Raw genomic sequence first — 19,550 nt, 5'->3', positions numbered from 1 at the left:
GGCTACTCGTCCGAGGACCTTGTCGGTCGCGTCAATCACAAACCACTCGTGCGTCACGTCAGCGGGTTTGGCGCTGAACGTTTTGGTCATGAGTTTCTCTATTCAAGAAGTGGTTTGGCGGCTCTTTTCCACGGTCGGTTTTTCTCTGTTGGAAAACTCTTAGGTGGGGTTGCTGGCCACCGGTTGCCCAGGTGCCAGACTTCGTCGCGGAGCCATGCGTATCGCTGCGAAGCTTTCCATTGTACGAATAAAAGTACCTGCACCGCAAGTTTCGTGCAGCGCGGTTGTGGCGAACGTGGCCAAAGCGCTACCATCAGAGCATGTTCAGTTACCGACACGCCTTCCACGCAGGCAACCACGCCGATGTGCTCAAGCACACCACCCTGATTGCCACCCTGCGCCATTTGATGCAGAAAGAGGCGGGCATCACCCTGATCGACACCCATGCCGGTGCCGGCTTGTACCGGCTGGACGGTGACTACACCGAAACCGGCGGCGAAGCCAAAGACGGTGTGGTGAAGCTGTTCGCGGCATTGCGCCCAGCAGGCAAGCCTGCGGTCGCACCGGTGGCGCCAGCGCTGGCGGAGTACATGGACCTGATCGCCAGCTTCAACCCATCTGGCGCGCTGCGGGTCTACCCCGGCTCGCCGTTTGTGATGCACCACCTGCTGCGCGCCGAGTCGCGCGACCGGCTGAAACTGTTTGAATTGCACCCCACCGACAGCAAGGTGCTGGCGGCCAACATCGCCCAGCTGGAAGCGGGCCGGCAAATTGCCGTGGCGCGCGAAGACGGTTTTGAAGGCATCAAGGCGTTTCTGCCTCCGCCGCCTTCGGCCACCGGCTCCAAGCGCGCCGCGCTGCTGATGGACCCGAGCTACGAGGTAAAAACCGACTATGGCCGCGTCAGCGCCTGTATTCAAGAGCAGCTCAAACGTTTTCCCACCGGCACCTACATGGTCTGGTACCCGATCATTCCCCGCCCGGAAGCACACGACCTGCCGCGCCGCCTCAAAACACTGGCCAACCAGAGCAAGCGACCCTGGTTGAACGCCACACTGGCGATCGGCCAGGACCCGACCCACGGCCCCGAAGACCGGCCCGGCCTCACCGCCAGCGGCATGTTTGTCATCAACCCGCCGCACACGCTTAAAGCCGTGCTGCAGGCCGCGCTGCCGCAGATGCTCGCGGTGCTGGGCCGCGGCCGCGGCCAGGGACAAACGGTGGATTCGGGCGCCTGAAACGCCTGGACACCCCCGGTAAAACCCCAATACCAGGCCCCGCAATTAACCGACCGATCGGTCGGTTAATTGAATATACTGCAGCTTCACGCGCCCCGTCACGGCGCAGGAGCTGCCCATGTACACCCAATCTTTCAACGTGCCGGACGATGCCGGCGACGCCAAACCGGCAGGCCTAAAAGCCGTGCCAGCCCCGCTGGGCGAAGCCGAGATGGCTTTGCAAGCGCACTTTGACGCGGTGGTGGACGCCGACGGCAAAATTGAGCCGCGCGACTGGATGCCCGAGGGCTACCGCAAAACGCTGGTGCGCCAGATCAGCCAGCACGCCCACAGCGAAATTGTGGGCATGCTGCCCGAGGGCAACTGGATCAGCCGCGCGCCCAGTCTCAAGCGCAAAGCCATTCTGATTGCCAAGGTGCAAGACGAAGGTGGCCACGGCCTGTACCTGTACAGCGCCGCCGAAACCCTGGGCACCAGCCGCGACCAGATGCTCGATGGCCTGCACAGCGGCAAAGCCAAATACAGCTACTTCAACTACCCCACGCTGAACTGGGCCGACGTGGGCGTGATCGGCTGGCTGGTGGACGGCGCGGCCATCATGAACCAGATTCCACTGTGCCGCTGCTCTTACGGCCCGTACGCCCGCGCCATGATCCGCGTCTGCAAGGAAGAAAGCTTCCACCAGCGCCAGGGCTACGAGGCCCTGCTGGTGATGATGACCGGCACGCCCGAGCAAAAAGCCATGGTGCAAGACGCGGTGAACCGCTGGTGGTGGAAGTGTCTGGCCATGTTTGGCCCGCCCGACGCCGACAGCCCCAACAGCGCACAAGGCATGCGCTGGGGCATCAAGCGCATTTCCAACGACGACCTGCGCCAGAAGTTTGTGGACGCTACCGTGCCGCAGGCCGAGGTGTTGGGCGTGACGCTGCCCGACCCGGACCTGCAATGGAACGAAACCCGTGGTCATTACGACTATGGGCAGATCGACTGGGACGAGTTCTGGGCCGTGGTGAACGGCAACGGGCCTTGCAACAAGGAACGCCTGGCCACCCGGGTGAAAGCCTGGAACGATGGCCAATGGGTGCGCGACGCCGCCATGGCCCACGCCGCCAAACAACAGCAACGCAGCATGAAGGAAGCCGCATGAACGCCCCCGCCCTCAAAGAATGGCCCCTCTGGGAAGTGTTTGTTCGCAGCAAACAGGGTCTGGAGCACAAGCACTGTGGCAGCCTGCACGCCAGCGACGCGCAGCACGCGCTGCAAATGGCGCGCGACGTGTACACCCGCCGCCAGGAAGGCGTGAGCATCTGGGTGCTGCCGTCCAACGCCATCACGGCCAGCGAGCCCGACAGCAAGGACAGCTTCTTCGACCCGGCGGCCGACAAGGTCTACCGCCACCCCACCTTCTACGAGATTCCTGAAAAAGTGGGGCACATGTGATGAACGCGCCACAAACCCCGGCATCACCCAGCGTGACCGCCCCCGTGGACTATGTGCTGCACCTGGCCGACAACGCCCTGGTGCTGGGCCAGCGCAACGCCGAATGGTGCGGCCACGGCCCCATCTTGGAAGAAGACCTGGCGCTGGCCAACAACAGCCTGGACCTGATTGGCCAAGCCCGCATGCTCTACCAGCACGCGGCCACGCTGATCAACGCCGACGCCACCCAAGCTGCCCGCTTTGCCCACCTGCTGGGTGCACGCCAAGGCGGTGAGCTGACCGAAGACACGCTGGCGTACTTCCGCGATGTGCCCGAGTTCCGCAACTTCACCCTGCTGGAACTGCCGCACCACGGGCCACTGGCCGGCACCGCCGCCGGAGACCGCGATTACGCCACCACCATCACCCGCAATTTTCTGTACAGCGCCCTCATGGTGCTGGTGTGGGAGCGTCTGCAAACCAGCCGCGACGCGCAGCTGGCGGCCATTGCGGCCAAGTCGCTCAAAGAGGTGCGCTACCACCTGCGCCACGCCTCGGATTGGCTGGTGCGCTTTGGCGACGGCACCGACGAGTCGCGCTGCCGTGCCCAGGCCGCGCTCACCCACCTGCTGCCCTACTGCCAGGAATTCTGGATCGGCAGCCCCACTGAGCAGCAAGCCGCAACCCACCAGACCGGCGTGCGCCTGACCGAGCTGCAAGCCAACTGGAATGCGCTGGTGGACGAGACCCTGACCGAGGCCACGCTGCAGCGCCCCAGCGGCGCGGGCTTTGTGCCGCAGGGGCAGCTCGGCGTGCATTCCGAGCACATGGGTTTTCTGGTGGCGGAAATGCAGAGCCTGGCGCGCAACCACCCCGAAGCGGTCTGGTGACCCGGTTGAAGGCCATGAGCACAGACACCGCAACCCCGCCCACCCACGCTGCCGTGTGGGCCGCGCTGGCCGATCTGGCCGACCCGGAAATTCCGGTCATCAGCCTGCGCGAGCTGGGCATTCTGCGCGAGGTGCGCGAGGCCGATGATGGCGGCACCGAGGTGGTGATCACCCCCACCTACAGCGGCTGCCCGGCCATGGGCCAGATTGAGGACGATGTGCGCGCCGCGCTGCGCGCGGCAGGCTTGCAGGCCCGAGTGGTCACGCAACTGGCCCCCGCCTGGACCACCGACTGGATGACCGACGCTGCACGCGAAAAAATGCGCACCTACGGCATTGCGCCACCGCAGTGCGGCAGCCAGCCCGCCCAAGGCGCTGGGGTGCTGAAGTTTTCACGCCAAGCCATGGCCCGCGAAAGCGTGCCCTGCCCGCAATGCGGCTCGACCAACACCACCGAAACCTCACCGTTTGGCTCCACCGCATGCAAAGCGCTGTACCGCTGCCTGGACTGCCTGGAACCCTTCGACTACTTCAAACCCATTTAGCGCTGGCCCAGTCCGATTGCAGCGCCCCCGACACCACCGTCCCGGAACCGCCATGAACGCATCCTCTCGCTTCCACGACCTCACCATTGCGCGCATCAGCCCCGAAGCCGCTGGCGCGGTGGCCATCACCCTGGCCGTGCCGCCCGAACAACGCGCCGCGTTTGACTTTCAGCCCGGCCAGTTCCTCACCGTGCGCGCCACCATCGACGGGCAAGACGTGCGCCGCAGCTACTCCATCTGCAGCCCCCACAGCCTGCTCACACAACAAGGCGAACTCACCCTGGGCATTCGCCCGGTGGAAGGCGGCGTGTTCTCCAACTGGGCGGCGGCCGAACTGAAAGCCGGCGACACGCTGCGGGTGATGCCGCCCGACGGCCGCTTCACGGTGCACAAACCCCGCGCCATCCACCGCGTGGGTTTTGCGGCGGGCTCGGGCATCACGCCCATTTTGTCCATCATGGCCAGCACGCTCGAAGCATCGCCCGAGAGCCAGTTCACCCTGGTCTACGGCAACCGCCGCATGGCCAGTGTGATGTTCAACGAAGCCCTGCAAGATCTGAAAGACCGCTACCCCGGCCGCCTCACACTCATCCACGTGTTGTCGCGCCAAGCCCAGGAAGTGCCGCTGCTCGAAGGGCGCATCGACGGCGACAAGGTGCGCCAGATCATCGGCGCGCTGCTGCCCGTGGGCAGCATGGACGAGGTGTTCATCTGCGGCCCCGAGGCCATGATTGAAGCCACCGAACAAGCGCTGCTGGGTGCCGGGGTGCGCCCCGACCGCATTCACACCGAACGCTTCACCTCACCCACGCTGGAAGCCCTGGCACCCGCGCAACGCCAAACCGCCGTGCTGGGCCACCCCGCGCTGCGCACCGACGGCGAGGTGGCCCTGACCGTGGTGCTCGACGGCAAGCCGCACCAGCTGCGCATGGGCAAAAACGAACGGGTGTTGGACGTGGCCCTGAACGCTGGGCTGGACCTGCCGTGGTCCTGCCGGGGCGGCGTGTGCTGCACCTGCCGCGCCAAAGTGATGCAAGGCGCCGTGCAGATGGACAAAAACTTCACCCTGGAACCCTGGGAAACCGACAAAGGCTTTGTGCTGAGCTGCCAGGCCCGGCCCACCACCGACACGCTGGTGGTGAGTTACGACGAGCGGTGAGGATGCGGGGTACGGCTCCTTCCCCCGCTGGGGGAAGGTTGGGATGGGGGCATGCTTCAGCAAGCCTTAACGCTGCGTACCAATCCCTTTTGCAGACGCGCCTTCCTTGCAGCGCCCAAACAGCAGACTGAATCGAAAGACGGGGAATGAACTGATCACCCCATACCGAAACCTAACACTGCACGTCCTCAGCGCTTCAAGTCCCTGTAGAAATTCTGCTCATGTCTGCAAGGTGCGTGCGGGGTCAGCGGGCAAGCTGCGGGGCACAAAGGGCGTGCTGTCCTCTAGCGACTCAGCCAAACTCATGAGGCTTTCGGGAATGAAGGAGGCGGGCAAATCAGGATTGTCTAAGGCGGCGCGGCCCACTTTGGCCCAGAACTCGATCTGCCCCTGCACGGTACGAAATTCAGCCTTGGCAGCCACACGGGCCGCGTCAACCAAAGACTCATCAATGCGCACAGAAAACCTGACAAGCAACCATCCTCCGGCAAAGCCGGGAGCTTTCAAACGGTGCTACCATGGTGACACTTATTGGAGTCAGCCCATGTCCAGCACCACTTCGCTCAAACTGCCCGACACCTTGAAAGCCAACATTGCCCGGGTGGCAGCGTTCGAGGGCAAAACAGCCCATGCGCTCATGGTTGACACCTTACAGTCCGCCATGGAGGACGCTTTGGCACGTCAGCAGTTTTATAGCGACGGCGAATCTTCCTATCAGCACACCCTGCGAACCAACGCTGTCTATGGCAGCGCAGACGTCAAAGCGTATGTGCTGGCACGGCTCAGTGGCGACAAAACGGGTGGCAAGTCCGATACCCAACGCGCCCGACCTCAACCGCAGCCATTGGACGCGACCCATCCCATGCCCCCCGCGCATGACTGAGCTGGTCTATACCGAGCAGTCCCTGCTTGACCTGGAGCGGCTGAGCGACTTTCTGATCGAGTCTGACCAGGCAGCCGCGCGAGAAACCGTCGCACTGATTTTTGAAGCGTTGGAGATGTTGCTCCAGCACCCCGAGGTGGGCCGAAAGGTGCACTTCGGGCAGCGGGAGCTGGTGATCTCAAGGGGACGGACGGGCTATCTGGCGCTTTACCGGTATTTGCCCCATACCGACCGCATACTTGTTTTGGCGCTGCGTCATCAGCGCGAGGCCGGATACAAGAGTTTGTAGAGGGTGCAGATGGGCGCGGTATTGACGGGCAAAAGGCCCGGGAAACTCGGCAGTCCATATTCAAGTGGAACTTGACACCTAGAAAAAACGACAAGATCAATAAAAGGGAAACGCCCCCTTTTTCTTCATGCCCCCGTTGATGTCGCCAAGTCAGGCATGGGTGAGGGCTCACAGTCGTCGGGAGCCACTTCGATCCGGTTGCGTCCGGTGTTTTTTGCCCGGTAGAGCGCGGCATCTGCCGCTTCCAGCAGGGATTCGACGGAATCTTTGTCGGTTGCCCTGACGACACCGCCGCTCAGGGTTACCTGGAACTGTTTGGCTTCATGCGTGATGGTTTGCGCCGACATGGCTTCGCGCAAACGGTTGCCGATGTCCGCCGCCTGTTTCGCATCGACAGCACTGAGCATGATGGCAAACTCTTCGCCACCAATCCGCCCAAAAATGTCGAAATCGCGCAAGGTTGAACGAGCGATGCGGGCCAGCTGGCGCAACGCCTCGTCACCACTGGCATGCCCGTAGGTATCGTTGACGCGCTTGAAATGGTCCAGGTCGATCATCAGCAACCAGCAAGGCTGCCCATTGCGTCGGCACTTGCTGAGCTCTTCACTGGCACGCGTCATGAAAAAGCGTCGGTTGTAGGCCCCGGTGAGCGCGTCATAGCTGGCCAGTTGTTCGAAATGCAACGCCATGCGCCGTGCCTCGTTCAGGGCGCTTTCACGCTCATCGGCGAGGCGGCGCACCGTCATCATGATCAGCCCCAGTGCCGCTGCTGTCAGGGTGATGGGCGAAAAAATGAAGACCAAGAGATACGTGAAATTCGCCTCGAAGTCGGGAACCGTCGCCGTTTGGGTGCCGATGGCCAGCCCGGACATCACACCCCTGAGCACAAGAACAAGAAACAGTGCCCACCACGCGATCACGGCATACAGCCGCCCGGTGCGGATGCCCACCCAAGGAGCGACCGACAGTTGCCAGGCACCGATCCCGTTGACCAGGGCCAGCGACATGGAGGCCACCACCGTGCGCCGAGCCACATCGTAATCGACATACAGGAACCAACTGTGCAGCAGCATGAAGCCACCGACCAGCCCCACCAGCACCCGCCAAGGCGGAGGTTTGCCAAAGTAGGTAAAGATCCCGCCGACAACAATGGCCTGCCCGACGGCCACCGCCAAGTTGTGCATGGACACCAACGGCAACCAAGGCGTGGTCAGGTTGATGATCAGCGGCAAGAAACCCAAAAACACCAGCGAGGCCCCCGCAAACCATGCGCCACCGCCTGGCATGGGGCGTGCCAGATGCCAACTGACCCCGAGCGCCGACGCATTCAGCATCATGCCAAGGAAGGCAAACAGGTAGGCGGTTGACTGAGCATCCATGAGGCAGTTGATTCTAGAGACGACCGTTCATTCATGGGCCAGAAACATCGTGTACAGGTTCATCATTTGTCGCCCAAAAGCCCCGGCTCAATGTGTCTTTTTGAGCAGATCTTCCTCGCTGAACTTGTCGGGATTGAGGGGGAGAACATCTCGACGTGACCAATCCCAGGTGCGACAAGACACTCACCCCCCGCTCCTCCTTCGCGTTCTCCACGGACTCTTACCGCGCCATGTCCGACAGGCTCAGGTGCGACTGTCGGTGCGCCGCCACGATGGCCTCGTCCCGGCCCGGCGGCCCGTTCAACCTGCCGGGCCGGTGGCGGGTGGTACAGCATGGAGCGCTGCAAGCCGTACACAGGGACTCAACCCGCGAGGTACAGCAAAACCAGCCCGCCAACCACCCAGAACCGCCTCAAGCGCAAGGCACGGAAGCGTCGCATGCTGGGTTCACGAATCCCACCGGCACATGCGCCCCATGCAGCAGGCGCAGTGGAACGGGTTGCGCACGGCCACAGGCGCCGTCCGCCCCTCTCAGGGGGAAGCCGCGCAGCGGCGCAGGGGGAGGGTCACACCTTCGCCAGCGCCTGCTCCAAATCGGCCATCAAATCGTCGATGTGCTCGATGCCAATGGACAGGCGAACCATGTCGGGACTCACGCCAGCTTTTTTCATCTCGTCGGCGTTGAGCTGGCGGTGGGTGGTGGTGGCGGGGTGGCAGGCGAGTGACTTGGCGTCGCCAATGTTCACCAGGCGGGTGAAAAGCTGCAGGGCGTCCTGGAAACGGGTGCCAGCGGCGATGGCGTCGTCGGATTTGAGGCCGAAACTGATGATGCCGGAAGCCTTGCCGCCCATGTACTGCTGCACCAGCGCGTGGTCTTTGTGGCCAGGCAAGCCGGCGTAGTTGACCCAGGCCACCTTGGGGTGGTTTTGCAAGTGTGTGGCGATCTTCACCGCGTTCTCGCAAATGCGGTCCATGCGCAGCGCCAGCGTCTCGATGCCTTGCAGGATCTGGAACGCGTTCATGGGCGAGAGCGCCGCGCCCATGTTGCGCAGCGGCACCACGCGGGCGCGGCCAATGTAGGCGGCAGCGCCCAGCGCCTCGGTGTAGACCACGCCGTGGTAGCTCACGTCGGGCTCGTTCAGGCGCTTGAAGCGGGTCTTGTGCTCGGCCCAGGGGAACTTGCCGCTGTCGACGATGGCGCCGCCAATGGTGGTGCCGTGGCCGCCGAGGTATTTGGTGAGCGAGTGCACCACGATGTCGGCGCCGTGTTCAAACGGGCGGCACAGGTAGGGGCTGGTCACGGTGTTGTCCACGATCAGCGGCACGCCGGCGGCGTGGGCCACGGCTGCGTGAGAACCGATGTCGGTCACGTTGCCCAGCGGGTTGCCGATGGACTCGCAATAGATCGCCTTGGTGCGCTCGTCGATCAGCGCGGCGAACGCCGCCGGGTCGCGTGGGTCGGCGAAGCGCACCGTGATGCCCTGCGGCGGGAAGGTGTGGGCGAACAGGTTGTAGGTGCCGCCGTAGAGCGTGCTGGCCGAGACGATGTTGTCGCCGCTCTCGGCAATGGTCTGGATGGCAGCGGTGATGGCCGCCATGCCCGATGCCATGGCCAGCGCGCCCACACCGCCTTCGAGCGCGGCCAGGCGGGCTTCGAGCACGCCGTTGGTGGGGTTCATGATGCGGCTGTAGATGTTGCCGGCCACCTTCAGGTCGAACAGGTCGGCGCCGTGCTGCGTGTCGTCGAACGCGTAGGCCACGGTTTGGTAAATGGGCACGGCCACCGCTTTGGTGGTGGGGTCGGGGGTGTAGCCGCCGTGCACGGCAATGGTTTCGAGGTGCATGTGTTGTCTCCTGCTGGGTCGTCAAAGGTGCAGCATCTTCATGCCTTCTCGACTTGCGATCAAGGAAAAAAACACGGCTCAAACATGACCTTGGTCATGCGCCCAACAGGGGTTGACTTCTTACCCTCCATGAACCAACTGCGCCGGTACTTTCGACGCTCGTTTCCGTTCAGATCGCAAGGAGTTCAACCCATGACCACACACACAAACACACGCAGGCACGGCTGGTATGCCGCGGCAGCTCTGGCAGCCTCTTTGTTGCTGTCGGCACAGCAGCCCGCACAGGCACAGTCCGTCAAATGCCCCAACCAGACGCTTCAGTGGACAACCAGCTGGACGTATTCCACCTGCAGCGCCATGACAGGCGAAGCGGCTTCCGGCGTCACGGTCTACATCTACGACAACACGGCGCCTGAAACCGGCTGGGCAGGTCTGCGCTGCAACAATGGCACATGGCAAAAGCCGAACAGCTACGAGTGCAAGGGTGGTACAGCCCCGGGTGGATCATCCGGCGGATCGACCAGCAGCTCATCGTCGGGAACCGGTACCAGCACCGCCACCCCTGCTGTGGCGCCTGTTTTTGCGGCACCGGCACAAATACCCGCTGACATTGCGGCCGCGCGGTTGCTCGAACAAGCCACCTTCGGCCCCACCCCCGCAGACATGGCCTTGGTCAAATCCATGGGGGCAAGCGCCTGGATCAACCAGCAGATCGGCATGAAGGCCACGCCCATCGTTCCCGGCGATACCGGCAGCGTGGACCCGGTGCGCCAGCGCTGGTTCCAGGCCATGGCCTCGGCACCCGACCAGTTGCGACAGCGCATGATCTTTGCGCTGTCGCAGATCATGGTGGTGTCGTCCGACAAAAACCCCTATGCCAACGAAATCACCCCCTGGCTCCAGACGCTGGACAAACATGCGTTCGGCAAGTTCGGTGACCTGCTGCGCGAAATGACCCTGAACCCGGCCATGGGCAAATACCTGGCACTGGGCCACAGCAAGGCACCGTCACCCAACGAAGACTTCGCCCGCGAAGTGATGCAACTGTTCACCATCGGCCTGCACGAGATGAACATGAACGGCAGCTACCAACTGGATGGCGCGGGCAAACGCATACCCACCTACAACCAGACCACCATCTCCGAAATGGCCCGTGCACTCAGCGGCTGGGGCTTTGCCAACGGCTACGAGGACATGAGCACCCCACTGGTGGCCCGTGAAGCTCATCACGACAAGGGGGCCAAAACCATTGTGCGGGGCATCCAGCTGCCCGCGGGTCAGACCGCCCAGCAGGACATGACGGCGGTGATGAACGCCTTGCTCCAGCACCCCAACCTCGCGCCCTTCATCTCGGTCCGACTGATTCGCCATTTCGTGAGAAGCAACCCTTCGGGCGCCTACATCCAGCGCGTGTCCACCGTATTCAAGAACACCGACGGCGACCTGGCGGCCGTTGTGCGGGCCATTCTGCTGGACGCGGAAGCCCGCATGGATCAACCAGACACCCACAGCGGCCGGCTGAAAGACCCCATGCTGCACACCCTGAGTCTGGTGCGTGCGCTGAACGGCCAGGTGGTTGACCCGAAAAATGTCTTGTGGGACTACTTCCTGATGGGTGAGCGCCTGGCACAGGCCCCCAGCGTGTTCAGCTTCTATTCGCCACTCACGTCCTTGCCTGACAACCCGGGCTTTGTGGGTCCTGAATTCCAGATTTTCAGCGGAGGCCATGCCATACGCCGAGCCAACTTCCTGTTGAACATGCTGAGCGGAAATATGTCGGGTTCTTTCGCCATAGAGATCACGCCCTATGTCACGGCCGCCAAAGATCCGCAGGCACTGATGGCCTTGGTCAACAAAACCCTGCTGCAAAACCGCATGAGCGAAACCTCGCGCCAGGCCATCGGTACCGCCGTGTTCAACATCAGCGACATGAAGCAGCGGGCACTCACCGCGCTCTACCTCACGGCCATCACCGCCGAATTTGCGGTCCAGCACTGAACGTCCGAGACACACAGCCATTGCGCAAAGGAGAACCCAGCATGACCCACCACCACACCAACCGCCGTGCATTTCTGGGCCAGTCGGCCCGCTCTCTGGGACTGGCCTCACTGGCGTCCACCGGACTGCTCAGCCTCTCGGCCCCCGCCAGTGCCGCCGTCTCCGACTACAAGGCCCTGATTTGCGTGTTTCTGCCCGGCGGCAACGACGGCGACAACACCATCGTGGCCCGTGAGGCCTCCCGCGTCAGTGCCTACAACGCCATCCGTGGCGGCAGCGGCCTGGCCCTCAGCGGTGGCCAACTCATGCCCACACGCGCATCAGGCAACCAAGCGTTTGCATTCAACGCCCAGCTCTCGGCGCTGGACGGGCTGTACGTCCAAGGAAAAGTCGCCGTCCTGCTCAATATGGGCAACCTGGCCAAACCCCTGACCAAGGCCGACTACCAGAGCGGAGCCACCGTACCGGGTGAACTGTTTTCCCATCCCGACCAACAGGTGCAGGCCCATGCGGGCTTGGCTGCCGCATCGGCCACCGGCTGGGGGGGCCGCCTGCTGGATGCCGTGGGATCGAATCGGCCTCTCGATGCCATCGCCATCGGATCGGCAGGCATGTTTGTCCAGGGCAACATCCACCGGGGTAACCTGGTGCCTGAAACCGGCGGCATTTCGCTCAGCGGCTTCAACTTTTGGCCACAGAAAGAGGCCGACCAGCGGATGGATGCCCTGAAAAAAATACTGGCCAGCGACAGCGGCAACCGGGTGTCCAACGCGGCCAACAAGGCCCTGACCGATGGCTTGACTTTGTCAGCGCTGCTCAAAACAGCAACCGCTGCACCACTGGCCGCCAGCTTTCCCGGCACCGGCCTGGGCAACCAACTCAAAGTGGCCGCACAGCTGATTGCCCACAACGCCAAACAAGGGGCCGGCAGACAGGTGTTTTATGTGTCGCTGCCGGGGTTTGACACCCATAGCGGCCAATCCTGGGCGCATGCCGATCTGCTGAGCAAACTGGGAGCGGCCCTGTCTGCGTTCCAGACCGCCATCACCAATGCGGGTCTGGAAAAACAGGTCACGTTGTTCACCGCTTCGGAGTTTGGCCGCACGTTCGCGCCCAACAACAGTGGCACCGACCACGGCTGGGGCAGCCATGCCGTGGTCATGGGCGGCGCCGTCAAGGGCGGGGTATACGGTCAATTTCCAGATTTCACGCTGGGTGGCCCTGACGATGCCACCACGCGCGGCACCTGGATTCCGACCATCAGCAACCAGCAGATCGGGGCCACGCTTGGAAAATGGTTTGGCGTCGATGCCGCGACGCTGGACACCGCGGTGTTCCCCAACGAGTTGAAAAATTTCAACATCAAGGATCTGGGGTTCATAGGCTGACGCCATTCCAGACGCAACGTCAGGGCGCACCTGGGGGTTGAAGTCCCCGGCGTGGAATGGGTGTTGAAAATACGATGGACGTGCGGGTTTCTCCGAACATATTGATGGAGCCCAGAAACTGCTCCAGATCGGCCAGGTCGCGGGCCACCACGGTCATGAGGTAGGAATCGGCACCGGCCACATGGTGGCATTCAATCACTTGGGGCATGGTTCGCAACTTGTCCAACAACTGCTTTTTGCCCGGCTGAAACACGGTGATGCCCACCACCGCCTGCACGCTGTAGCCCGCACGTGCGGGCTCCAACTGCGCCACGATGTTGCGCACCACACCAGACTCCTGCAAACGGCGCAGGCGCTCGGTGGTGGATGGAATGGACAGGCCCACCTTGGCCGCCAGCACCTTGAGCGGCGCACGGCCATCCTCCTGCAAGGCCTGCAACAGCAGCCACGATTTCGTGTCCAGCACGAAGCTGGCGTCTGAAACAAAAGACATGGCCGTTTCTCCTGAAATTTTGTCAAGAACAGGCAATTTTGCCTTCGAATTTCGAATTCACCGCGCACGGCAGCTCCAGATAATTCATCCATTCCCTGACCAACCACGCCAACAGCGACCGGGCACCGCTGGCCCGGACACGACTCAACGATGCTGCAACCTTCGATCCTCGTGGTTGACGACCATCAACTGCTGCGCTTGGGCATGCGCTCGACCCTGAATGCCCTGGGCCTGGACAGCACCCCCATGCTGGAGGCCGAAAGCCTGAAAGACGCGCTGAACCTGTACCGGCAGCACCAGCACGACACCGGTCTGGTCATCCTGGATCTGAACCTGCCCGACAGCAAAGGCCTGTCGGGCCTGCAAACCTTCAAGCAACAGTTTCCGGCGGCACGCATCGTGGTGCTCTCGGGCACGGTGGACCCGGCCATTGCGCAAGAAGCGCAGGAACTGGGCGCGGAAGGGTTTTTCCCCAAATCGGGCGACCTGGGCAAACTCACCTCCACCCTGCTGCGCGCAGTTCGCCCCAGCCCCACGCCGGCAAGGCCGCATGCCCCCCTGCGCCACCACAGCGAGGGCATGCGGCTGAGCGAACGTGAACTGGAGATTCTGGAACTGGTGCTGCAAGGCAAAACCAACCAGGAAATCGTCGAGCGGACGGATCTGCGCCTGGGCACAGTCAAGAACTACATCTCAGGCCTGTTCGTTGTGTTCAATGTCAGCTCGCGCTCCAAGTTGATCAGCCTGTTCCGCTGATGCCTGCCAAGTCGATGACGCCCGCCACCGCCCCGTCCTCCTTGCCCATGGAAGCCGAGGTGCAGCGCCAGGTGCGGGCACACTTGGTGGCCCAGTTTTACGCCACGGTCAAACAACAGTTTTTGCCCGTGTTTGTGATCACACCCCTGTGGGGCAGCATGTTCTACATGGAGTACCGACGGCCTGCCATCCTGTGGTGGGTGGGCATCACCATGGCCGCGCAAATTCTGCGGCTGACCCTGAACCTGCGCTACCGGGCTCAGCCCCATACCCACGCCGACCCACAACGCTGGGAAAAGCAGGCCTGGTGGACCGCCGTTGTCAGTGGTTTGACCTATGCGGCGGGCCCCTGGACCATGTTCGACAGCCAGAACCAGACATTCAATGCCCTGCTCATGCTCTGGTTTCTGGGCATGATTGCCGGAGCCGCGCCTGCCCTGGCCTCCATGCGCAAGGCCATGGTCTGGTTTTGCAGCATCACGGGCTTCAGCCTGGCACTGTGCATGGCCAGCGGTGGCACCGGTCTGTACCTGGGCCAAGCCATCGGGTCGGCGGTGGCCACCGTGGTGTTCATCTGGTTTGGCCTGCAGACCCACCGCCTGCAGGCCTCATCGCTGCGGCTGGGACTGGAGAAAAACGCCCTGGCCGAGGACCTGGAACGCCAGGTGCAGATCGCCCGGGAAGCCAGCGCCGAAAAAAGCCGTTTTCTGGCGGCAGCCAGCCACGACCTGCGCCAGCCCCTGCACGCGCTGACCCTGTTCGGCGAAGCCCTGCGGCGCAAATACGCCAACGCCCCCGATGCGGCCGACCTTGACCGGCTGATGCAGTCGGTGCTGGCCCTGAACGCATCGCTCAACACCATGCTCGACATCTCACGGCTCGATGCCGGGGTGGTGCCCGTCAACCTCCGGCCGGTGGACCTGAACACCCTCTTCGCGGCTCTGCGCCAGACCTACCTGGCCCGCGCCGAAAGCCGGCAACTGTCCCTGCGGTTTCGCAGCGGCGGGCGGTGGGTGCTGGCCGACCCCCACCTGCTGGAGCGTCTGGTGGGCAACCTGGTGGAAAACGCCATCAAGTACACCGAAACCGGCGGTGTGCTGGTGTGCGCCCGGCCACAGCGCGGACCCGATGGCACCCCGCAGGTGAGGCTGGAGGTGCGCGACTCCGGGCTGGGCATCCCGAAAGAGCACCACACAAAGGTGTTCGACGAGTTCTTCCAGCTCGGCAACCCCGGGCGGGACCGCTCCCAGGGACTCGGCATCGGGCTGTCCATCGTGAAACGGCTGGTGCAACTGCATGGCCTGCACCTGGGCCTGCGTTCGGCTTCAGGCTGTGGCTCCACGTTTTCTCTGTTGCTGACACCCTCGGCAACCAGGCCGCCCACCACAGAATGGGCCACCTCGGTCCCGTCCGCACCACCGCCGCTGGCAACGGACCCCGCGCACGGCGTGAGACTGGAGGGCTTGAACGTGCTGGTGGTCGATGACGAAGTGGCCATCACCACCGCCATGTCGGCCCTGCTGTCATCGTTTGGGGCCCGCGTGGTGACGGCATCCGGTTCCGGCAGCGCCATGCAGGCCGTGCAGGCCCACCCCGAGCTGGACATCGCCATCATCGACTTCCGGCTGGGCGCCCAGGAAACCGGCATCGACCTCGCCCCCCGCCTGGCCGAAGCCAGGGGGAAACCACTGCCATTCGCCGTCATCACCGGCGATACCGGCCCCGCCGAAATCCAGCGGTTGCGCGACTCTGGGGCCACCGTCTGCTTCAAACCGCTGGAGGCCAACATCTTGCTGGACACGATCATCCAACTGAGCAACGCCACCCGTTGAACAGCCGACGCCCCCCCGGGTAACCGCACGCCTCAGAGGCTGAGCGTTTTTCGGGCGTGTCCGAGCGACGCCTCAAAACGTGCCCGATCAAGGCGCAAAGCACAGCCATGGCTTGAGCCTGTAAAGCGCATGTGCAACGCAGAGGGTGCGTTTGGGGGTGGTGAGCGGGCATGAGCGAGACGCTCAACCTCTTAGCGCAAAGACGGGTTCGGCCTGTGCGGCTTGGGTGGTGACCGCCTGGGCACAACGGCCTGACCAGAACGGCCCGGTGCTGCCTTGGGCGTGACCTTCTCTCGGGCCACCTCGGCCAGGCGGCGGGCAAAGGTGACGGCCTCATCGTCTGAAGGCAAGCGCAATTCCACCCGTCCCACCCCCTTGGCCATGATGCCCAGCGCACTGGCGGCGGCTTGGCTCAAGTCGATCACGCGGTTGCTGTGAAAGGGCCCCCGGTCGTTGATGCGCACCACCACGCCCACACCTGTATTGGCGTTGGTGACATGCAGCAGTGTGCCCATGGGCAGGGTACGGTGGGCAGCCGTCATGTCGTCGCGAGAGAACAACTCCCCACTGGCGGTCGGTCGGCCATGGAAGCCGGGACCGTACCACGAAGCCACGCCGGATACCAGACCCGGCAGAGCCGCCGTGTTGGCCCGCAAGCCCATCGGGCTGACGCTGGTGTCCGCAGCAGGATCGACATCACCCGGCCAATGCACAACAGGCGGCTTGGACGGGGGACTCAATCCAGGCCCCAAGGAGTGCCTGCCAGCCTGACTGACCGGGACCGGGTCCGGGTCCGGGTTCTGGACCTGCAGCGCGGCTGGAGCGACCTCATCCATGGCTGGAACGGGTTCAGACAAGGGCACAGAGAATTCGGAAGCCTGCAGCGCAGGGGCTGCCAGTCCTGCACACAGACACCACCACAACAAGCGCCCGGCCCGCCACACCCGCAGCACCCGGTCAGCCATGGCCAATGGTCACAAACCCAAGCGGGCCAGCACGGCCAGCGTGGCTGCGCTCTGGTTCATGGTGTAGAAATGCAGCGCAGGCACGCCGCCGTTGCGCAGTTGGTCGCACAGGTCGGTCACCACGTCCAGGCCAAAGGCCTTGATGGAGGCGGTGTCGTCGCCAAACGCCTGCAGGCGCAAACGGATCCAGCGCGGAATCTCGGCGCCGCTGGCGTCTGAAAAGCGCATCAGCTGGGTGGAGCTGGTGATGGGCATGATGCCGGGCACCACCGGCACATCGGCGCCGAGCTTGTGGGCATCGTCCACGAAGCGGAAGTAGGCGTCGCTGTTGTAGAAGTATTGGGTGATGGCGCTGTTGGCACCGGCCCGCACTTTGGTGGCGTAGGCCTGCAGGTCGGCGTCGGGCGACTTGGCTTGCGGGTGCACCTCGGGGTAGGCGGCCACTTCAATGTGGAAGTCGTCGCCCGTCTCGGCGCGGATGAAGGCCACCAGATCGCTCGCGTAGTGGAACTCACCACCCATGCCGTAACCGCTGGGCAGGTCGCCGCGCAAGGCCACCAGGCGCTTCACGCCCATCGCTTTCAGCGTGGCCAGCTGTTCGCGCACGCTGGCTTGGGTGGCGCCGATGCACGAAAAATGTGAGGCCGCTGCCACGCCTTCGGCCTGGATGGCGCTGACGGTGTCAAACGTACCCTGCTGGGTGGAGCCGCCTGCGCCGTAGGTGACCGAGCAAAATTCGGGCTTGGCGGCGTAGAGCTGCTGGCGCACCAGACGCAGCTTCTCGGCGCCTTCGGGTGTCTTGGGTGGGAAAAATTCAAAACTCAGGGGCAGGCCCATTTGGGATCCTCCTAAAAAACGTTGTTGTGCGCGGTTGGCCGCATCAAGCCGCTGCACGGGCCGACACAAAAAATTCGCGGTTGCCGTCACCGCCGGTGATCGGGCTTTCAAAGTAGTCGAGCAGCGCCAGGGCGTGTTCGCGGCAGGCTTGCTCGATGCGCTCGCGCACCACGGCGTAGCTGGCGGGGTCTTTCACCAGGCCACCTTTGCCAATTTGGGCCGGTTGCAGTTCAAACTGCGGCTTCACCAGCATCAACAAGTGGCCACCCGGCTTGAGCAGCGGCACGATGGCCGGCCACACCAGCGTCTGCGAGATGAACGACAGGTCGCCCACGATCAGGTCAAACGGCGCCTCGCCACCACCCGCTGCGGCCACAGCCTCGGCATCCAGATCGCGTGCATTGCATTGCTCAATACCCACCACGCGGGCATCGGCGCGCAGCCTGGGATGCAACTGGCCCTGGCCCACGTCCACACCCACCACCTGCGCAGCACCGCGGTGCAGCAGGCAGTCGGTGAACCCACCGCTGCTCTGGCCCACGTCCAAACAACGCATGCCGGCAACAGACAAAGCCACGCGGCTGATCGCCCCGTCCAGTTTCAAGCCACCGCGCGAGACAAAGCGCGATTCGGCGCCATCCAGCAACTGCAGCTCCACCGTTTCGCGCAGCTCATCGCCATTTTTGGTGACGGTTTTCCAATCGCCACCCGACACGCGCCAGCGCACGCCCGAGGCAATGAGCCGCTGGGATTGCGAACGTGAAGCAGCCAGGCCGCGTTCGACTAAGAGTTGGTCAGCACGCATGACAAGACACTTTTAAAACTGTGAGGCATTGAGAGGGATGGGCCCTTGGCCCAGGGCACCGCCGGGCCGGCTTTGCCGGACGGCCAGTGTCGCCCCCTGGGGGGGGTGACGCCGCAAGGCGGCGCGGGGGTACTTAATACCTGTAGGTGTTGGCTTTGTACGGGCCCTGCTTGGGCACGCCGATGTAAGCCGCCTGCTCGTCGCTCAACTCGGTCAGCATCGCGCCCACTTTCTTCAGGTGCAGACGCGCCACTTTTTCGTCCAGGTGCTTGGGCAGCGTGTAGACCTTGCCCACGTCGTAGCCGTCGGCATGGCAGAACAGCTCGATCTGCGCAATGGTCTGGTTGGCAAAGCTCGACGACATGACGAAGCTGGGGTGGCCGGTGGCGCAGCCCAGGTTCACCAAACGGCCCTTGGCCAGCAAGATGATTTTCTTGCCGTCCGGGAACACCACGTGGTCCACCTGCGGCTTGATCTCGTCCCAGGTCAGCTTGTCCAGCGAAGCCACGTCGATCTCGTTGTCGAAGTGGCCGATGTTGCAGACGATGGCCTGGTCTTTCATGGCCGCCATGTGCTCGTAGCGGATCACGTTTTTGTTGCCGGTGGCCGACACAAAAATGTCGCACTTGTCGGCAGCGTATTCCATGGTCACCACTTTGAAGCCTTCCATCGCGGCTTGCAGGGCGTTGATGGGGTCGATCTCGGTCACCCAGACCTGGGCGCTCAGAGCGCGCAGAGCCTGGGCCGAGCCCTTGCCCACGTCGCCATAACCGGCCACCACGGCCACTTTGCCGGCAATCATCACGTCGGTGGCGCGCTTGATGGAGTCC

At 63.4% G+C, this 19,550-nt stretch carries 20 protein-coding genes and 1 pseudogene; 12 read left to right on the top strand and 9 right to left on the bottom strand.

Annotated features, from left to right (window positions below; translation table 11 throughout):
* Nucleotides 1-90 (bottom strand): annotated as a pseudogene (locus Q7J58_RS18615) (50S ribosomal protein L13); the annotation flags it as partial.
* A gap of 230 nt (nt 91-320) precedes the next feature.
* On the opposite strand from Q7J58_RS18615, the gene rlmJ reads away from it, so the two are divergent.
* The 6 genes from rlmJ (at nt 321) to paaE (ending at nt 5,251) form a co-directional block, all read left to right on the top strand.
* Entirely contained in the window at nt 321-1,238 is a 918-nt protein-coding gene (gene rlmJ / locus Q7J58_RS18610; protein ID WP_304831113.1) for a 23S rRNA (adenine(2030)-N(6))-methyltransferase RlmJ, read from the top strand.
* A 118-nt stretch (nt 1,239-1,356) separates the two neighbouring features.
* Nucleotides 1,357-2,385 carry a 1,2-phenylacetyl-CoA epoxidase subunit PaaA gene (paaA, locus tag Q7J58_RS18605; protein WP_304831112.1) on the top strand — a complete coding sequence of 343 codons (1,029 nt, stop codon included), beginning with the start codon at nt 1,357-1,359 and terminating at the stop codon, nt 2,383-2,385.
* Nucleotides 2,382-2,678 (top strand): 1,2-phenylacetyl-CoA epoxidase subunit PaaB, encoded by a 297-nt coding sequence (gene paaB, locus Q7J58_RS18600; protein ID WP_304831111.1) that lies wholly within the window; start codon nt 2,382-2,384, stop codon nt 2,676-2,678. Before paaA ends, paaB begins: the two co-directional genes overlap by 4 nt.
* Complete coding sequence (paaC, locus tag Q7J58_RS18595) at nt 2,678-3,547, top strand: 1,2-phenylacetyl-CoA epoxidase subunit PaaC (protein WP_304831110.1); 870 nt, start codon at nt 2,678-2,680, stop codon at nt 3,545-3,547. Before paaB ends, paaC begins: the two co-directional genes overlap by 1 nt.
* 14 nt (nt 3,548-3,561) lie before the next feature.
* On the top strand, nt 3,562-4,092 hold the full coding sequence (paaD, locus tag Q7J58_RS18590; protein WP_304831109.1) for a 1,2-phenylacetyl-CoA epoxidase subunit PaaD: 531 nt from the start codon (nt 3,562-3,564) through the stop codon (nt 4,090-4,092).
* A gap of 52 nt (nt 4,093-4,144) precedes the next feature.
* Nucleotides 4,145-5,251 carry a 1,2-phenylacetyl-CoA epoxidase subunit PaaE gene (gene paaE / locus Q7J58_RS18585; protein ID WP_304831108.1) on the top strand — a complete coding sequence of 369 codons (1,107 nt, stop codon included), beginning with the start codon at nt 4,145-4,147 and terminating at the stop codon, nt 5,249-5,251.
* 219 nt (nt 5,252-5,470) lie between these two features.
* Here paaE and Q7J58_RS18580 read toward each other — a convergent pair whose 3' ends face one another.
* Nucleotides 5,471-5,758 (bottom strand): ParD-like family protein, encoded by a 288-nt coding sequence (locus Q7J58_RS18580; protein WP_304831107.1) that lies wholly within the window; start codon nt 5,756-5,758, stop codon nt 5,471-5,473.
* Nucleotides 5,759-5,795: 37 nt separating this feature from the next.
* Between Q7J58_RS18580 and Q7J58_RS18575 the strand changes: the two genes are divergently transcribed.
* Together Q7J58_RS18575 and Q7J58_RS18570 are read left to right on the top strand one after the other, a co-directional pair.
* On the top strand, nt 5,796-6,134 hold the full coding sequence (locus Q7J58_RS18575; RefSeq protein ID WP_304831106.1) for a hypothetical protein: 339 nt from the start codon (nt 5,796-5,798) through the stop codon (nt 6,132-6,134).
* On the top strand, nt 6,127-6,423 hold the full coding sequence (locus Q7J58_RS18570; RefSeq protein ID WP_304831105.1) for a type II toxin-antitoxin system RelE/ParE family toxin: 297 nt from the start codon (nt 6,127-6,129) through the stop codon (nt 6,421-6,423). The genes Q7J58_RS18575 and Q7J58_RS18570 overlap by 8 nt, the downstream gene beginning before the upstream one ends.
* 125 nt (nt 6,424-6,548) lie before the next feature.
* On the opposite strand, the gene Q7J58_RS18565 is transcribed toward Q7J58_RS18570, so the two are convergent.
* On the bottom strand, nt 6,549-7,760 hold the full coding sequence (locus Q7J58_RS18565) for a GGDEF domain-containing protein (protein WP_304831104.1): 1,212 nt from the start codon (nt 7,758-7,760) through the stop codon (nt 6,549-6,551).
* 608 nt (nt 7,761-8,368) lie between these two features.
* Nucleotides 8,369-9,646, bottom strand: a complete 1,278-nt coding sequence (locus tag Q7J58_RS18560) for an aminotransferase class I/II-fold pyridoxal phosphate-dependent enzyme (protein ID WP_304831103.1) — start codon at nt 9,644-9,646, stop codon at nt 8,369-8,371.
* A 192-nt stretch (nt 9,647-9,838) separates the two neighbouring features.
* Here Q7J58_RS18560 and Q7J58_RS18555 point away from each other — a divergent pair, with 192 nt between their 5' ends.
* Both Q7J58_RS18555 and Q7J58_RS18550 read left to right on the top strand, forming a co-directional pair.
* Nucleotides 9,839-11,644, top strand: coding sequence for a DUF1800 domain-containing protein (locus tag Q7J58_RS18555; protein ID WP_304831102.1), 1,806 nt, complete (start codon nt 9,839-9,841; stop codon nt 11,642-11,644).
* 41 nt (nt 11,645-11,685) lie between these two features.
* A complete protein-coding gene (locus Q7J58_RS18550; RefSeq protein WP_304831101.1) occupies nt 11,686-13,032 on the top strand; it encodes a DUF1501 domain-containing protein in 1,347 nt (448 codons plus the stop codon).
* Nucleotides 13,033-13,051: 19 nt separating this feature from the next.
* Here Q7J58_RS18550 and Q7J58_RS18545 read toward each other — a convergent pair whose 3' ends face one another.
* Nucleotides 13,052-13,525, bottom strand: a complete 474-nt coding sequence (locus Q7J58_RS18545; protein WP_304831100.1) for an Lrp/AsnC family transcriptional regulator — start codon at nt 13,523-13,525, stop codon at nt 13,052-13,054.
* A 150-nt stretch (nt 13,526-13,675) separates the two neighbouring features.
* Here Q7J58_RS18545 and Q7J58_RS18540 point away from each other — a divergent pair, with 150 nt between their 5' ends.
* Both Q7J58_RS18540 and Q7J58_RS18535 read left to right on the top strand, forming a co-directional pair.
* Nucleotides 13,676-14,281: a response regulator transcription factor gene (locus tag Q7J58_RS18540; protein ID WP_304831099.1), complete on the top strand. Its 606-nt coding sequence runs from the start codon at nt 13,676-13,678 to the stop codon at nt 14,279-14,281.
* On the top strand, nt 14,281-16,113 hold the full coding sequence (locus Q7J58_RS18535; protein ID WP_304831098.1) for a hybrid sensor histidine kinase/response regulator: 1,833 nt from the start codon (nt 14,281-14,283) through the stop codon (nt 16,111-16,113). Before Q7J58_RS18540 ends, Q7J58_RS18535 begins: the two co-directional genes overlap by 1 nt.
* A 191-nt stretch (nt 16,114-16,304) precedes the next feature.
* Here Q7J58_RS18535 and Q7J58_RS18530 read toward each other — a convergent pair whose 3' ends face one another.
* The 4 genes from Q7J58_RS18530 to Q7J58_RS18515 all read right to left on the bottom strand — a co-directional run.
* Entirely contained in the window at nt 16,305-16,949 is a 645-nt protein-coding gene (locus tag Q7J58_RS18530) for a septal ring lytic transglycosylase RlpA family protein (RefSeq protein ID WP_304831097.1), read from the bottom strand.
* Between the two features lie 138 nt (nt 16,950-17,087).
* The gene (gene metF / locus Q7J58_RS18525; protein ID WP_304831096.1) at nt 17,088-17,915 is read right to left on the bottom strand and encodes a methylenetetrahydrofolate reductase [NAD(P)H]; all 828 of its coding nucleotides are present in this window, start codon (nt 17,913-17,915) and stop codon (nt 17,088-17,090) included.
* A 43-nt stretch (nt 17,916-17,958) separates the two neighbouring features.
* Nucleotides 17,959-18,720 carry a TlyA family RNA methyltransferase gene (locus Q7J58_RS18520; RefSeq protein WP_304831095.1) on the bottom strand — a complete coding sequence of 254 codons (762 nt, stop codon included), beginning with the start codon at nt 18,718-18,720 and terminating at the stop codon, nt 17,959-17,961.
* Nucleotides 18,721-18,853: 133 nt separating this feature from the next.
* A partial coding sequence (locus Q7J58_RS18515; protein ID WP_304831094.1) for an adenosylhomocysteinase occupies nt 18,854-19,550 on the bottom strand: 697 nt, incomplete at its 5' end.

The sequence above is a fragment of the Hydrogenophaga sp. genome (assembly GCF_030656115.1).
In the GTDB taxonomy this organism is placed as follows: Bacteria; Pseudomonadota; Gammaproteobacteria; order Burkholderiales; family Burkholderiaceae_C; genus Hydrogenophaga.
The sequence above is the reverse complement of the archived record's forward strand: the minus strand, read 5'-3'. Positions and strand labels throughout refer to the sequence as shown.